This window comes from Aquimarina sp. BL5 (genome assembly GCF_003443675.1).
Classification (GTDB): Bacteria; Bacteroidota; Bacteroidia; order Flavobacteriales; family Flavobacteriaceae; genus Aquimarina.
Map to the genome: position 1 here is coordinate 112,935 of NZ_CP031963.1, position 15,480 is coordinate 128,414.

Genomic DNA, 15,480 nt, shown 5'->3' on the forward strand with positions numbered 1-15,480 from the left:
CCAAGAAAACATACTTAATGACGCGCTCAGTACTTTATAATAGTAATAAATAGGGCAGTTAATATTGAGCACAAAGTCTTTTGGTGACGAAGAAAAATATACTTAATACTTTGTACTCAATACTTAATACTAATTATAAAAATGAAAATAGTAATCATAAATTACGGAGCAGGAAATATTCAATCAATCAAATTTGCAATTCAGCGATTGGGATATGAAGCGATTTTAAGTGATGATCCCGATGAAATTAGAGCTGCGGATAAAGTTATTTTTCCTGGTGTTGGAGAGGCGAGTAGTGCTATGAAAAAATTGAGAGCATCTGGTTTAGATACTTTAGTGCCAAATTTAAAACAACCTGTATTAGGTATTTGTTTAGGAATGCAGTTAATGTGCAACTATACAGAAGAAGGTAAAACAGAGGGGTTAGGTATTTTCCATACAGATGTAGTAAGGTTTAATCATGGCGTAAAAGTTCCACAAATTGGTTGGAATCAAATAGAGTCTTTAAAATCTCCGTTGTTCGATGGAGTAGCAGAAAAAGAGCATATCTATTTAGTTCATAGTTATTATGCTCCTATAATAGAAGAAACTATTGCGCAATCTACTTATGGAGTAACTTATAGTACAGCTTTACAGAAAGAAAATTTCTACGGAACTCAATTTCATCCAGAAAAGAGTAGTGATGCAGGCGAAAAAATTCTTCAGAATTTTCTTAGTATTAAGTAAAGAGTATAAAGTACTTGGAAGTGTTCCAAAGAATTAGTATAAATAATGAATAAATATCAAGAATTAAAAATATGGGATAAGGCAATGAACTTGGTGGAACAAGTCTACTCGCTAATGATGTTATTACCGGAAGAAGAAAAATTTGGTTTGGTGTCTCAGGTAAAAAAAAGTAGTGTTTCTATACCATCAAATATTGCTGAAGGAGCTGGAAGAAACTCAAGTAAAGAGTTTATTCGTTTCTTGAGCATAGCGAATGGATCAACAACTGAACTTGAAACTCAATTAATTTTAATTGTAAGGTTAAAATTTGTTTCAGAAGAAAAAGTAGAAGAATTATTAAAATTGTGTACAGAAATTAAGAAGATGAATTATTCACTTCAAAAAAGTATTGAAAGAACTTAATACCTTATACTAAATACTTATTACTTGAAAATATGAGAATAATACCTGCAATAGATATCATAGACGGGAAATGTGTTAGACTCTCCAAAGGAGATTATGATACTAAGAAAATATATAACGAAAACCCACTAGAGGTAGCTAAGGAATTTGAAGACCACGGAATTCAATATTTACATTTAGTAGATTTAGACGGAGCAAAGTCTAAACATATTGTAAATCATAAGGTGTTAGAACAAATAGCGTCTAAAACAAACTTAAAAATTGATTTTGGAGGCGGTTTAAAAACCGATGAAGATTTAAAAATAGCTTTTAATAGTGGTGCAAATCAAATTACTGGTGGCAGTATTGCTGTAAAGAATCCTGATATTTTTAAATCTTGGTTATCAAAATTTGGTAACAATAAGATTATTTTGGGAGCAGATGCACAAAATGAAAAGATTGCTGTCAGTGGTTGGTTAGAAGAAAGCGATAAAGAGTTGATTCCTTTTGTTAAAGAATACCAGAAAGAAGGAATTTCATATGTAATCTGTACAGATATTAGTAAAGATGGGATGTTAGAAGGACCTTCTTTTGATTTGTATAAAAAAATGTTGACAGAAATAAATGATATAAAGCTAATTGCTTCCGGCGGCATTTCAACTTTTGATGAATTACCAAAATTGGCTGAATTAGGATCCGAAGGAACTATCATTGGAAAAGCTATTTATGAAAATCGAATAAGCTTGAAACAACTAGAAAAGTATATTTTAGAAAGCTAAAGTAAATATGAGACTTCACAGGTTTTGAAACTCCTGAAGTCTGAAAGAAATAAAGACATGAATCAAGAAATAGCTCAAGAGTTTAAAGAACAAGTCATCTATAGATTAGATGAAAGCGTTAGGATGATTGCTATCAGTTTTGATCAACTGTCTGAAGATGAAATTTGGAAGCGGTTTAATGAATCTTCTAATAGTATTGGAAATTTAATACTCCATCTTTGTGGTAATATTACTCAATATGCTGTAGCTTCTTTAGGAGGTTTAGAAGATAAACGAGATAGAGATGCAGAGTTTGAAGCTATGGATGGTTTTTCTAAAGCACAGTTGTTATCAAAACTAAAGAACACGGTTAAGCAAGCGCAGGAAATTCTATCAGACTGTTCTATTTTAGAATTAATGAGAAAAAGAGAGGTTCAAGGGTTTACTTTTTCTGGAATAGGTATAGCGATTCATGTAACGGAACATTTATCATATCATACAGGACAGATAGCTTTTTGGACAAAACAATTAAAAAACAAAGATTTAGGTTTTTATGATGGTATAGATCTGAATATTAAAAACGAATAAGTACTTAGTACTGAGTTAAGAGTACATTAACTAACAACCATAAACTATTAACAAAGAAATGCTTACAAAAAGAATTGTACCCTGTTTAGATATCAAGAATGGCAGAACGGTAAAAGGAGTCAATTTTGTAGACTTAAGAGATGCTGGAGATCCTGTAGAGTTAGCTGATGCGTATTCTAAAGCAGGAGCCGATGAACTAGTTTTTTTAGATATTTCTGCTACTGAAGAAAGAAGAAAAACATTAGCAGATCTAGTGCTTCGAGTTGCGGAAAAAGTGAATATACCTTTTACAGTTGGTGGTGGAATTTCATCAATAGAAGATGTAGATATATTACTTCAGAACGGAGCAGATAAAGTTTCTGTGAATTCATCTGCGGTGAAAAATCCACAGCTTATCAATGATTTAGCAGGAAAATTCGGAAGTCAATGCATTACTGTTGCCATAGATGCTAAACAGATTGATGGAAAGTGGATAGTACATTTAGTAGGAGGGAAAGTGCCGACTGAGCTTGATCTATTTGATTGGGCAAAAGAAGTAGAAGAAAGAGGTGCCGGAGAAATATTATTTACCTCAATGGATAATGATGGAACCAAAGATGGTTTTGCAAATAAAGCACTAGCTAAGTTATCAAATGAGTTGAATATTCCAATAATAGCTTCTGGTGGAGCTGGAAATATGCAACATTTTGTAGATACTTTTAAAGAAGGAAAGGCAGATGCAGCTTTGGCGGCAAGTGTTTTTCATTTTAAAGAAATAGAAATTAAAGATTTGAAAGAGGAATTAAAAGCGAACAAAATTCCGGTAAGATTATAATAATATAAGTTTTTGGCAAATTCAGACTGATGGATTTTTTCCTGTCACACTGAACTTGTCGAAGTGTATAAGAAACAACTATGGAAATAAACTTCGATAAAAATAATGATGGATTGGTTCCTGCAATAATTCAGGATGCAACTACCAAGAATGTTTTAATGTTAGGGTATATGAATGAAGAAGCCTATCAAAAAACAGTAGAAACAAGGAAAGTTACTTTTTTTAGTAGAACTAAAAATAGATTATGGACCAAAGGAGAAGAGAGTGGTAACTTTTTGAACTTAGTAAATATTAAAAACGATTGTGATCAAGATAGCTTATTGATTTCAGTGAATCCTGTAGGGCCAACTTGTCATAAAGGATCTGATACTTGCTGGAATGGTGTTAATGACCAATCTTTTGGTTTTTTAACAGAATTGGAAGACACCATACAAAATAGAAAGGAGAATCAAGATGATGAAAAATCTTATGTAGCTTCTTTATTTAGAAAAGGAATTAACAAAGTAGCTCAAAAAGTAGGAGAAGAAGCTGTAGAAGTAGTTATAGAAGCTAAAGATGATAATGATGATTTATTTCTAAGCGAAAGTGCTGACTTACTTTTTCATTACCTGATTTTATTACAAGCCAAAGGATATAAACTAAATGATATTGTAGAGGTTTTAAAATCAAGAGGTTAGTCGATTTGATTGAGTGATCAATGATGCCCTTTTTATCTATGAATAGCTGATTTTTAACATAATTTTATATTTTTGACGTTTTTTTCTGATTCTGAATAAATTATTTCATTCAGATGGGTAACAAATAGCAGAATTATGACACTTACATATAAACTAATAAACTTTGAAAGGATATAAAACAGAACTACTATTCATTTTACTACTATTATTTGGAAGCTTTGGAGAGGTTGTATCTCAATGCAATCAAACTCAAGTAATATCAATATGTAATATGGAAACCATCGATTTTGATATCGATGGCGTACCCGATGGTATCATTAATTTGTATACTGAAACAGGAACTACTACCGCAAATGGTGTTTGGTCTACAACAGCTAATATTTCCGTTGTTTTGGATGAAGCTACAGGAAGTTTACCAACTTGGGAATTACGGGATGCTTCAGAGAGTGTAACGGACTATCAATTTATATTATCAAGTCCCGATTGTGGCGATGATCCTGTTTTAGTTGTGAGTCTTATTTTGGGCCCTTATTCTGGTACTGCACTACCACCTGATGATGATGATATTAATTACTATATCTGTGAAACTGATGGACAATTAAATCTTGATACAGTTTTAGTAACTAATAGCGTAACACCTGGAGCTCATATAAATGGATTTTGGACTTTAACAGGAAATAATCCAGACGGAGGCTCTGTATCAGGAAATATTTTTACAGGAGGACCTGTAGAATATCAACCAGGACTTCCAAGAGTGGATCAGAATGTATATGAAATAAGCTATGTTGTTCCAGGAATAGCTCCTTGTGATTTGAGCACTCAGACAACCATAAGAGTATCTGTAGTAAGACAGGTAGATGCTGGTATACCAGATAATCAATCAATTTGTGAAAGTAGTATTCTTGCTGGAGATTGGGATGCCGATTTAAATGTAAGAGACTTTTTAGAAGGAGAGGATATTGAAGGCTATTGGATTGAAGAACAAAATGGAACCCCTGAGAATCTTACTGTAAATATAAAGGACTTATATAATGAACTCATAGATAATGGAAACAACTTAAGGTTTGGTTGTCGGTCTTATAGTTTTGGTTATATAGTAGAAAAACGATCTGTAGTGTGTAGCGATGCTAGTTCAGTGGTGACTTTCACGTTGTATGAAAAACTTAGACCTTTTCAGCAATCAGAATTTCCAGTAGTTTGCCCAGGTAAAATAGAGGAGCCTCCTGTAATTATAAATCTTTTTGATTTATTAGAGTTTACCCTAGACTTTGAGTATAAGAATAATGTCTCTACTCATTGGGAGTTTGTTTCTGGACCAAGTAATTTGGGCTTGGTTTCTAAAAGAAGTGAAGAGATTACAGATCCTGCACTATTAAGATGTGTAGCGGATCCCGCAATTACCAATGATGATTTACTACCACCTTATTACGATGCTAACGGAGCTATTAGAACCAATGGAGCGAGACCTGGAGAATATAGGTTTAGATATTATGTATGTTCCAGCATTGTAGGATGTGGAGGAAACTCATGTCCAGATTTAGAAGCAGAAGTGGTTTTACAAATTTTAGCAGAAGATCATGCAGGAGAAGATACTTCTGGATTAAGTTTCTGTATTGATCAGGGATCAGTTGATCTAAGAAGTTTATTAAGTACTAATGGAATTGATGATGTTGTAGAAACCGGTATTTGGACTAACCAAAATGGTGATCAAATTGATAATCTTTTTTTATTTCCAGATACACTAATACAATCACCGCAGGAGTTTACATTTACATATAGTACAGTGAGTGCCGATAATTGTTCAGATAGTGCGGATCTAACTTTTACAATTTATGAGAACGCTAATGCAGGAGCGGGAAGTGGAACTCCAATAACATTATGCTCTGATGATTTAACCGTTACTCTTTTTGATTTATTAGAAGATGATCCCGATACAACGGGTATTTGGACAGGTCCTTTCGGATATACTTCTCCCGATTATCTAGGTGTTTTTGATGCCTCGGATCTAACTTTACCGATTTTAGGACCTGGAGATTATGTATATACTGTAATGGGAAATGAAAGTTGTGTTAATTCGGATCAGGCTACTGTAACTATAGAAATTGTTGAACCCGTGGAAATAGGTAACGATAGAAGCGATTCTTTTTGTGAAATTGATGGACGAGTAAACTTATTTGCAATTCTGGATAATGATACTCCAAGAATCGGGAGTTTTCAGGATATTGAAAATACAGGTGCATTAACACCAGAAGGAGTTGTAGAATTTGATTTATTACCAAACCCAGATAATGAGGTTAATAAAATATATAATTTCAGATATGTAATTCCTAATACAGCTCCTTGCGATGAATCGTCTCTAAATGTAGAAGTACAAATTATAGATCTGCCAGAACCTAACGTTCCAGATCAGGAGTTTTGCATCCTGGATGCAAAAAGATTAGATGATATAGAAGTAGATGTCTTAAATTATAATTGGTACCCTACACTAGAAAGCGATATGCCGATTATTGATAATCCATTGCTGGTTGATAATCAAATTTATTATATAGCTACAGTCGATACGGATAATTGTGAATCCGAAAGAGTTACTGTTGCTATAAATATACTCAATATGGGGGAACGATTTTCTAATGGCGATATATGTTCTTTAGATTTTCAAGATGGAGTTTCTCCAGATGGGAATAACCAAAATGACACTTTTGAGTTATTTATAGAAGACGAGTTTAATATTCCTGTTGCTTTTCCTGATTTTGAGTTGAAAATTTATAATCGATATGGGGCCACTGTCTTCGAAGGTAATCGAAATACAGAGGAGTTTAGAGGAGAAAGTAATGTTTCCATACGATTAGGAGATGATCTCCCATCTGGTACTTATTTCTACATATTTACTCCCAATTTTGAAAATAACTTTCCTATTCAAGGAAGCTTTTACCTAAGCAGATAAACAATGAAATCACGATTAATTTTTAGTATAGCGATAGTTTTCTGTTCAGTATTATATGCACAACAGGATCCACAATATTCTCAATATATGTATAACATGAGCACCGTTAATCCAGCTTATGTTACGAACCAAAGCGGATTGATTTCTACAGGTTTATTATATAGAAAACAATGGACAGGAATCGATGGTTCCCCAGAAACGGCAAATGTTTTTGGGAATATTCCATTAAGTGAAAAGATTGAGTTAAGTGTTAATTATGTAAATGATAGAATTGGTGAAGCAATTAGTACCAATAACAATTTCTTTAATGTTGATTTTGCATATATCACCCGTATCTCTGATCGTTTTAAACTTTCTTATGGATTGAAAGCCGGAATTAATAGTTTTAAACTAGATGCTTCTGGGTCTGATGTAGCGGATGATCCCGCATTTGCCGATAATAACTCTCAACTACAACTTAATATTGGCGCGGGTTTATTTTTATTCTCTAATAATTTTTATGCAGGAATATCATCCCCTAATTTATTACCCAATGATGTAGCTGTGAATGGAATTGGAGTTTCTCAATCAAAAACACATTTATATGGAGTAACGGGTTTCGTATTTGATCTGGTAGATGAGGTTAAGCTAAAGCCATCTATGGTTATAAAACAAGTATTAGATTCTCCATTAACATTTGATATTTCATTGAATTCTTTGATTTATAATAAATTCGAATTAGGAATTTCATATCGCTATGAGGATGCTTTTATTGCACTAGCAGGTTTTAATATAACAAGAAATCTAAAAGTCGGATATTCATATGACTTTAGCACCAGCGAACTAAGTGGATATAATAATGGAAGCCACGAAATTATATTGTTATATAATTTTGACTTACTCAATTTTAGTAATAAATATACATCTCCAAGATTTTACTAGGCATGAAAACTAAAATAATACTCGTATTAATCTTATTGATTACACAGATTACTTTTTCTCAGAAAAAAAGTAGAGCAGATCGGTTTTTCGAAAAAGGGGATTATATTAATGCAGCATTGGGATATGAAGAAGAGTTAAACCAAAAAGGGTATGAGAAGCATATTCTTGAAAATATTGCTACCTCATATTATAATACCTTTCAGTTTAAAGAAGCATATAGATATCTTAAGATTTTGACTTCCGGGAAGTTTTATGGAAAGGATAAAACTTTTGATAATTCGTATAACTTTATGATGTATCAGGTGCTTTCTGCATTGGGTAAATATGAAAAAGCGGTTGATTTTCTAGCGGTATATAAAAAGAGTGATGAAACGGTCGAGTTGAATAAATCTAATGCTATAGTTATCATAGAAGCTTTTAAGCTTAAAGATGATGATTATACAATAAAATCTCTTGAATTTAATTCGAAAGCATCAGAATTTGGTGCCGTAAAACGAGATAGTATTATATATTTTACCTCAGATAGAAGTTCTAATGGTTTTATGAGTAAAAATTATAAATGGACGCACCGACCATTTTTGGATATATATACAGTAAAAGTTAATAAGGAAAATGCCACTGTTTCAGAGATAGAAACCATTTCAGGAGAAATTAATTCTAAGCTTCACGAAGGTAATTTTTGTTTTACTTCTGATGGTAATACTATTTATTTTTCAAAAAGTAATTCAGAGAAAGGAAAAAAGAAGTTTGACAGCTTGAGAAACAATTCAATTCATTTATATAAAGCCATAAAGGTTGATGGTTCTTGGCAGACTCCAGAAAAGTTAGCGTTTAATAATACTACCTATTCTATAGAGCATCCTTCTATTTCTGAGGATGATACAATGTTGTATTTTTCTTCTAATATGCCTGGAGGATACGGAGATTTCGATATTTATGTTACAAAAATTAATGTAGATGGAACTTATGGAGCACCAGTTAATCTTGGAGCTGTGGTAAATACCGTAAACAGGGAGCAATTTCCTTTTATTTCTAAAGAAGGACATCTGTTCTTTTCTTCTAATGGTCATTTGGGATTAGGAATGATGGATGTTTTTGTTTCAGAAGCAAAAGAAGGAACTTTTACCAAACCTATAAATCTGGGAGCACCGATCAATTCTAGTTACGATGATTTTTCTTTGACCTATTATGATGAAAATGATGGTTTTTTTGCTTCTAATAGAAAAAATAAAATAGAAGATGATATCTATTCTTTTTCACAGATTGGAGAGATATTTTTAAAGGAATACCAAGCAAGATTTGAAGTAAGAGAATTTGCTACAGATAATTATATTCCTAATGCTAGTGTGATTCTATATGATGCAGATAAGAAAACGGTTTATGAAAAAGAACTAGATTCTATAGCATCTTTTAATTTAAGTGTTTTTCCGGGGAAGTATGATTATAAAGCTTCTTCTAATGGATATGAATCTAAAATCAAGCCTATTTTGATCAAGGAAAAAGATGAGGAGACATATATTATTTATTTAGAAAAGAAGAAAGAACCTGTTATTGTTGAAAATTCTGAAAAAACTAAAACAAATGCTGTTAATACTTCTAAAGATAATACAAGAACGAAGAGTGAAGAGCTTACTGCAGAGGAACTCAGACTGAAGTTGCTTTCGGATAAGGTAGGCCCGCAGGTTATTGAAAAGAACGGTAAGCTCTATTTTGATCTTCCACCTATCTATTTTGATTATGATAAATGGAATATTAGAGCAGATTCTAAAAAAGTATTAGACGAGTTTGCACTAAAATTGGAGAAATATAAAACTGTTTATATTAAGATTGATTCCCATACAGATAGTAGAGGAACCGATTCTTACAATCAGGTTTTATCCGAAAAAAGAGCAGAATCTACACGTAATTATCTGGCATTAGTTGGATATGTGAATGCTAGAAGAATGCAATTTGAAGGGTTTGGAGAATCTTTGCCGCTAATTGATTGTGGTGATAAAATCTGTACCGAAGAAGAGCATCAAACAAATAGAAGAAGTGAGTTTGAAATTGTGAAATACTAAACAATTTGATATAATCCATAATACCTTGCTTTCTAATAAATTAAATTGTATTTTTGCACCCCTTTTTGGCGAGAAAGAGAATAAAAAAGGGATTAAAACAATTTAATTTAACGCTTCTGTATAAGTTTTCGTATTGATTCTCAAACAAGTACAGGATACAAATTTTATCTTCAATGTCTGAAGAAACAAAAAACACAGATGTTCAGGAAGTAGAGGCTCCTAAGGCAGCTCCAGCTGTATCTCCTCAACAAGAAAACCCTGAGCAATTTTTAAAAGATTTTAACTGGCACAACTACGAGGAAGGTATTGACCCAATCGAAGATTCAAAACTTGAAGAGTTTGAAAAGCTAGTTGCAGAAAATTTTGTTGACACCCTAAATGATGAAGTAGTTGATGGAACGGTAATTAATATTACTGATCGTGATGCTATCATTGACATTAATGCAAAGAGTGAAGGTGTTATTTCATTAAATGAATTTCGTTACAACCCAGACCTTAAAGTAGGTGATAAGGTTGAGGTATTAATTGATGTGCGTGAAGATGCTACTGGTCAATTAATTTTATCTCACCGTAAAGCACGTGTGATCAAGGCTTGGGATAGAGTAAATAATGCTCACGATACTGGCGAAATCGTAAACGGTTTTGTTAAGTGTAGAACTAAAGGTGGTATGATTGTAGACGTTTTCGGTATCGAAGCGTTCTTGCCAGGTTCTCAGATCGATGTGAAGCCTATTCGTGATTATGATGCTTATGTTGGTAAAACAATGGAATTTAAAGTGGTTAAGATTAACCACGAATTCAAAAACGTTGTAGTATCTCATAAAGCACTTATCGAAGCTGATATCGAAGAGCAGAAGAAAGAGATTATCGGTCAATTAGAAAAAGGTCAAGTATTAGAAGGTACTGTTAAGAATGTTACTTCTTACGGTGTATTCGTTGATCTTGGAGGAGTTGATGGACTTATTCACATTACAGACCTTTCTTGGTCTAGAATCAATCATCCAAATGAGATCGTTGAGCTTGATCAGAAATTAAACGTAGTAATCTTAGACTTTGATGAGGCTAAGACTCGTATCCAATTAGGTCTTAAGCAGTTGAAACCACATCCGTGGGAAGCTCTTAACAACGAACTTAAAGTTGGAGACAAAGTAAAAGGTAAAGTAGTCGTTATTGCTGATTATGGTGCATTTATCGAAGTTGAAGAAGGAGTAGAAGGATTGATCCACGTTTCAGAAATGTCTTGGTCAACTCATTTACGTTCTGCACAAGATTTCGTAAAGGTTGGAGATGAAGTAGAGGCTATAATTCTTACTCTAGATAGAGAAGAGCGTAAAATGTCTCTTGGTGTTAAGCAATTAACTCCAGACCCTTGGACTGATATTACAACTAAATATCCTGTAGGTTCTAAACACACAGGTATCGTTCGTAACTTTACTAACTTTGGAGTATTTGTAGAGTTAGAAGAAGGTATTGACGGATTAATTTATATCTCTGATCTTTCTTGGACTAAGAAAATCAAGCACCCATCAGACTTTACTAATGTTGGTGATAAACTTGATGTTGTAGTTCTTGAGTTAGATGTAGAAGGACGTAAATTAAGTCTTGGACACAAACAAACTGAGGATAATCCTTGGGATAAGTATGAAAAAGAGTTTGCTGTTGGAACTAAGCACACGAACACCATTACTGAGATTGTAGACAAAGGTGCTACTATCGATTTTAATGAAGATATCGTTGCTTTCGTACCATCTCGTCATCTAGAAAAAGAAGATGGTAAGAAGCTTACTAAAGGTGATGAAGCAGAATTCCAAATCATTGAGTTCAATAAAGAATTCAAAAGAGTTGTAGCTTCTCATACTGCTTTATTCAAAGAAGAAGAAGCTAAGATTGTTAAGCAAGCTGCTAAGAAAGCTGCTGCTAGTAACTCAGAGAAAACCACTCTTGGTGATATCGACGCATTAGCAGATCTTAAAGCTAAGATGGAAAAAGGAGGTAACTAAATCTCTTAATTTCAATATATAATGAAAGACCGTTCGTAAGAACGGTCTTTTTTTTGTTTATGTATTCTAGTATAGTATTCGATATAATGAAAATATAATTGTTAAAACTTATATAGATCCACTGATGTAATAACTCTAAATTTTATTACTTTTGTATACCAAATATCCATTTGGAGATTATGAGTCAAAAATTACTACTTAGTGCAAAAGAGATAGATATTATTCTGCACCGTTTGGCTTGTCAATTAATAGAGAATCATACTCATTTTGAAGATACCGTTCTCGTAGGTGTTCAGCCAAGAGGTATCTTTTTAGCAGACAGAATAAAAAATATTTTAGTAGAGGATTATGATCTTTCCGACGTTAAAATGGGGTATCTAGATATTACATTTTATCGCGATGATTTCAGAAGAGGTGAAAAAACTTTGGAAGCTAATAAAACACATATCGATTTTACTGTAGAAGATAAACGTGTAGTTTTTATTGATGATGTTTTGTATACTGGAAGAAGTATTCGATCCGCATTAACAGCAATACAATCTTTTGGAAGACCCAGAGAAATAGAGTTGCTTACGTTAATTGACAGACGTTTTAGCAGACATTTACCAATACAGCCTAATTATCGTGGAAGACAAGTGGATGCTATTAATCAAGAAAAAGTAAAAGTACATTGGTTGGAAAATGGTGGAGAAGATGCTGTATATTTAATAAATAATTAAAGTTAAATAATTTCTGAAATGCTATCAAAAACATTTTGGGAGTATAATAAGAATATAAACGAATGAGCGAATTAAGTGTAAATCACTTACTAGGAATTAAGTATCTTAAAAAAGAAGATATAAATCTCATTTTTGAAACTGCTGATCATTTTAAGGAAGTAATCAATAGACCAATAAAAAAAGTTCCTTCGCTTAGAGATATAACGATTGCTAACCTGTTTTTTGAAAATAGCACAAGAACACGGTTGTCATTTGAACTTGCTGAAAAAAGATTGTCTGCAGATGTTATTAATTTTTCTGCGGCGTCATCTTCGGTTAAAAAAGGAGAAACTCTCATTGATACTGTTAATAATATCCTTTCTATGAAAGTGGATATGGTTGTGATGAGGCACCCAAATCCGGGAGCGGGAGTTTTTCTTTCTAAGCATGTAAACGCGAGTATTGTAAACGCAGGGGATGGAGCTCATGAGCATCCAACTCAAGCTTTGTTAGACTCATATTCTATACGAGAAAAATTAGGAGAAATACAGGGAAAGAAAGTAGTTATTGTTGGAGATATTTTACACTCTAGAGTGGCATTATCAAATATTTTCGCGCTTAAATTGCAAGGAGCAGAGGTAAAAGTATGCGGCCCGAAAACTTTAATACCAAAATATATAGAAAAACTTGGGGTTACAGTAGAAACGGATCTTACTAAAGCGTTACAATGGTGTGATGTTGCTAATATGTTACGAGTTCAAAATGAACGTATGGAAATAAGTTATTTTCCATCTACTCGAGAGTATACCCAGCAATTTGGAGTAAATAAGAGGCTATTAGATAGCCTTGATAAAGAGATTGTAATAATGCATCCGGGACCTATCAATCGTGGCGTAGAAATCACGAGTGATGTTGCTGATTCTAAGCAAGCCATAATATTAGATCAGGTGCAGAACGGAGTAGCAGTGAGGATGGCAGTTATTTATCTTTTAGCTTCAAAAATAAAACAATAGACTTATGATATTTAATAAAGAAGGTGCAACAACTATAATTACACAAGAAAAAGCTACGGTAGTAGATTTTGTAAAAGGAATTGAGGATAAATACGAATCATTGAAAAATGATAATATTGTGGCTAATCTTTTTTCATTGAAAGAGTTATCCGTAAGCGATATTAATGAATTCCTGAGAGTTTCTAAAAAGCATAAGACTAATAAACGCTCGTTTGTTATTGTGACTGATAAGGTGTCATATGATGAAACTCCTAAAGAGATAACTATTGTTCCAACTTTGATAGAAGCTTTAGACTTGATCGAAATGGAAGAAATAGAAAGAGATTTAGATTTTTAATTTTTTTTCTTTGTTCTGTAATTTTTAATTCTTTTTTACGTCCTAATACTTATGAATAAATTCGCCCCATTTATTCTTGTGTTTATGTTTATATTTTCTGGTACTACTTATGCACAAGATTGGAAATATGATTTTGATGAAGCAAAAACTTTAGCAAGAGAAAAAGATCAAAATATTGTTTTACTTTTTACCGGATCCGATTGGTGTCCTCCTTGTATAAAATTAGAAAGGAAGATATTCTCTGATCCAGAATTTAATAAATTTGCAAATCAAAATTTTGTTTGGGTAAAAGCGGATTTTCCTAAGCGTAAAAAAAATAGATTATCAGAAATTCAGCAACAGAAGAATATAGAGCTTGCGGAACGGTACAATAAAAAAATGGTGTTTCCGGTTATTTTGGTAATTGATAAAGAAGGGAAAGTTCTTGGTGCGACTGGATATAGAAAAATGTCAGCAAAACGCTATATAGAATTACTTACTACTTTTAATTCTTTTGGAAGCTGAGATTGATTAATATATAAGATTAGAGTATCTTCACGCTCTTTTAAATTAAGAAGTAAAGACAATTGAAAGTAACAATTTTAGGCTGCTATTCGGCAACACCCAGAACGTTTACGAACCCAACTTCTCAGGTATTAGAAATAAATAATCACATTTTTCTTATCGACTGTGGAGAAGGTACTCAGGTGGAACTTAGAAGAAATAAGGTAAAGTTCTCCAGGATCAATCATATTTTTATTTCTCACCTTCATGGAGACCATTTTTTCGGTTTAGTTGGTTTGGTTTCTACTTTTAGGATGCTAAATAGAGAAAATCCACTTCATATATATGGGCCAAAGGGGATAAAAGAAGCGATTACATTACAATTAAAGCTTTCTAATTCTTGGACTGATTACCCTTTGCATTTTCATGAATTAACTAGTTCAAATTCCGAGTTAGTGTATGAGGATGATAAGGTAACTGTGCATACAATCCCACTTCAGCATCGTATTTATTGTAATGGTTTTTTATTTCAAGAAAAGCCAGGAGATAGAAAACTAGTAATGAATAAGGTGCTTAATTATGATATTGATAAAGCATATTATAAGTCTATAAAGAAAGGTAAGGATGCGATATTAAACGATGGGAGCGTGATATCAAACGCAGAATTAACTGAGGACCCTACACCTGTTAAAAGTTATGCTTTTTGTAGTGACACTAGATATGATGAAGGTAAAATCCCTTTAATTAATGAAGTCACTGTTTTGTATCATGAGTCTACATTTTTAGAGAGTCATAAACATTTATGCCATAGAACTGGACATAGTACTGCTATCGAAGCAGCGACCATTGCGAAAAAGGCTAATGCAAAAAACTTGATTTTAGGCCATTATTCTACAAGGTATGATAATATTGAACAATTTAAAGACGAAGCTTTAACAGTTTTTGAAAATGTTGAAGTAGGGGATGATGGTAAAGTTTTCACTTTTTAATTATAAAATTCTTAGTTTTTAAAATTAACCTTTAATAAAAGTAGGGTATTTTTAAGGTAATTTGTTCTTAATTAAAGATAACAGAGTGTAT

General features: G+C 32.8%; 15 protein-coding genes. All 15 read left to right on the forward strand.

Annotated features, from left to right (window positions below; all coding sequences use genetic code 11):
* Nucleotides 1-141: 141 nt before the first annotated feature.
* The 15 genes from hisH to D1818_RS00660 all read left to right on the forward strand — a co-directional run bounded on the left by hisH (nt 142) and on the right by D1818_RS00660 (nt 15,389).
* Nucleotides 142-726, forward strand: a complete 585-nt coding sequence (hisH, locus tag D1818_RS00590) for an imidazole glycerol phosphate synthase subunit HisH (protein WP_118455347.1) — start codon at nt 142-144, stop codon at nt 724-726.
* Nucleotides 727-771: 45 nt separating this feature from the next.
* Nucleotides 772-1,128 (forward strand): four helix bundle protein, encoded by a 357-nt coding sequence (locus tag D1818_RS00595; RefSeq protein WP_118455349.1) that lies wholly within the window; start codon nt 772-774, stop codon nt 1,126-1,128.
* Nucleotides 1,129-1,160: 32 nt separating this feature from the next.
* Nucleotides 1,161-1,886 (forward strand): 1-(5-phosphoribosyl)-5-[(5-phosphoribosylamino)methylideneamino]imidazole-4-carboxamide isomerase, encoded by a 726-nt coding sequence (hisA, locus tag D1818_RS00600; RefSeq protein WP_118455351.1) that lies wholly within the window; start codon nt 1,161-1,163, stop codon nt 1,884-1,886.
* A 57-nt stretch (nt 1,887-1,943) separates the two neighbouring features.
* The gene (locus tag D1818_RS00605) at nt 1,944-2,453 is read left to right on the forward strand and encodes a DinB family protein (protein ID WP_118455353.1); all 510 of its coding nucleotides are present in this window, start codon (nt 1,944-1,946) and stop codon (nt 2,451-2,453) included.
* Between the two features lie 58 nt (nt 2,454-2,511).
* Nucleotides 2,512-3,267, forward strand: a complete 756-nt coding sequence (gene hisF, locus D1818_RS00610; protein WP_118455355.1) for an imidazole glycerol phosphate synthase subunit HisF — start codon at nt 2,512-2,514, stop codon at nt 3,265-3,267.
* An 80-nt stretch (nt 3,268-3,347) separates the two neighbouring features.
* A complete protein-coding gene (hisIE, locus tag D1818_RS00615; RefSeq protein ID WP_118455357.1) occupies nt 3,348-3,944 on the forward strand; it encodes a bifunctional phosphoribosyl-AMP cyclohydrolase/phosphoribosyl-ATP diphosphatase HisIE in 597 nt (198 codons plus the stop codon).
* 163 nt (nt 3,945-4,107) lie between these two features.
* Nucleotides 4,108-6,888, forward strand: coding sequence for a gliding motility-associated C-terminal domain-containing protein (locus tag D1818_RS00620; protein WP_120752411.1), 2,781 nt, complete (start codon nt 4,108-4,110; stop codon nt 6,886-6,888).
* A gap of 3 nt (nt 6,889-6,891) precedes the next feature.
* Nucleotides 6,892-7,809 carry a type IX secretion system membrane protein PorP/SprF gene (locus D1818_RS00625; protein ID WP_118455361.1) on the forward strand — a complete coding sequence of 306 codons (918 nt, stop codon included), beginning with the start codon at nt 6,892-6,894 and terminating at the stop codon, nt 7,807-7,809.
* A gap of 2 nt (nt 7,810-7,811) precedes the next feature.
* On the forward strand, nt 7,812-9,869 hold the full coding sequence (locus D1818_RS00630) for an OmpA family protein (RefSeq protein ID WP_118455363.1): 2,058 nt from the start codon (nt 7,812-7,814) through the stop codon (nt 9,867-9,869).
* A 173-nt stretch (nt 9,870-10,042) separates the two neighbouring features.
* The gene (gene rpsA / locus D1818_RS00635; protein ID WP_118455365.1) at nt 10,043-11,869 is read left to right on the forward strand and encodes a 30S ribosomal protein S1; all 1,827 of its coding nucleotides are present in this window, start codon (nt 10,043-10,045) and stop codon (nt 11,867-11,869) included.
* Between the two features lie 179 nt (nt 11,870-12,048).
* Nucleotides 12,049-12,588 (forward strand): bifunctional pyr operon transcriptional regulator/uracil phosphoribosyltransferase PyrR, encoded by a 540-nt coding sequence (gene pyrR / locus D1818_RS00640; RefSeq protein WP_118455367.1) that lies wholly within the window; start codon nt 12,049-12,051, stop codon nt 12,586-12,588.
* Between the two features lie 62 nt (nt 12,589-12,650).
* A complete protein-coding gene (locus tag D1818_RS00645) occupies nt 12,651-13,580 on the forward strand; it encodes an aspartate carbamoyltransferase catalytic subunit (protein WP_118455370.1) in 930 nt (309 codons plus the stop codon).
* Nucleotides 13,581-13,584: 4 nt separating this feature from the next.
* On the forward strand, nt 13,585-13,917 hold the full coding sequence (locus D1818_RS00650) for a ribonuclease Z (protein ID WP_118455372.1): 333 nt from the start codon (nt 13,585-13,587) through the stop codon (nt 13,915-13,917).
* Nucleotides 13,918-13,968: 51 nt separating this feature from the next.
* Nucleotides 13,969-14,421, forward strand: a complete 453-nt coding sequence (locus D1818_RS00655) for a thioredoxin family protein (RefSeq protein ID WP_199726270.1) — start codon at nt 13,969-13,971, stop codon at nt 14,419-14,421.
* A gap of 62 nt (nt 14,422-14,483) precedes the next feature.
* A complete protein-coding gene (locus tag D1818_RS00660) occupies nt 14,484-15,389 on the forward strand; it encodes a ribonuclease Z (RefSeq protein WP_118455377.1) in 906 nt (301 codons plus the stop codon).
* The last annotated feature ends 91 nt before the right edge of the window (nt 15,390-15,480 follow it).

Coding starts and splice junctions, on each gene's coding strand:
- hisH (WP_118455347.1), top strand. CDS start 142: ATGAAAATAGTAATCATAAATTACGGAGCAGGAAATATTCAATCAATC.
- D1818_RS00595 (WP_118455349.1), top strand. CDS start 772: ATGAATAAATATCAAGAATTAAAAATATGGGATAAGGCAATGAACTTG.
- hisA (WP_118455351.1), top strand. CDS start 1,161: ATGAGAATAATACCTGCAATAGATATCATAGACGGGAAATGTGTTAGA.
- D1818_RS00605 (WP_118455353.1), top strand. CDS start 1,944: ATGAATCAAGAAATAGCTCAAGAGTTTAAAGAACAAGTCATCTATAGA.
- hisF (WP_118455355.1), top strand. CDS start 2,512: ATGCTTACAAAAAGAATTGTACCCTGTTTAGATATCAAGAATGGCAGA.
- hisIE (WP_118455357.1), top strand. CDS start 3,348: ATGGAAATAAACTTCGATAAAAATAATGATGGATTGGTTCCTGCAATA.
- D1818_RS00625 (WP_118455361.1), top strand. CDS start 6,892: ATGAAATCACGATTAATTTTTAGTATAGCGATAGTTTTCTGTTCAGTA.
- D1818_RS00630 (WP_118455363.1), top strand. CDS start 7,812: ATGAAAACTAAAATAATACTCGTATTAATCTTATTGATTACACAGATT.
- rpsA (WP_118455365.1), top strand. CDS start 10,043: ATGTCTGAAGAAACAAAAAACACAGATGTTCAGGAAGTAGAGGCTCCT.
- pyrR (WP_118455367.1), top strand. CDS start 12,049: ATGAGTCAAAAATTACTACTTAGTGCAAAAGAGATAGATATTATTCTG.
- D1818_RS00645 (WP_118455370.1), top strand. CDS start 12,651: ATGAGCGAATTAAGTGTAAATCACTTACTAGGAATTAAGTATCTTAAA.
- D1818_RS00650 (WP_118455372.1), top strand. CDS start 13,585: ATGATATTTAATAAAGAAGGTGCAACAACTATAATTACACAAGAAAAA.
- D1818_RS00655 (WP_199726270.1), top strand. CDS start 13,969: ATGAATAAATTCGCCCCATTTATTCTTGTGTTTATGTTTATATTTTCT.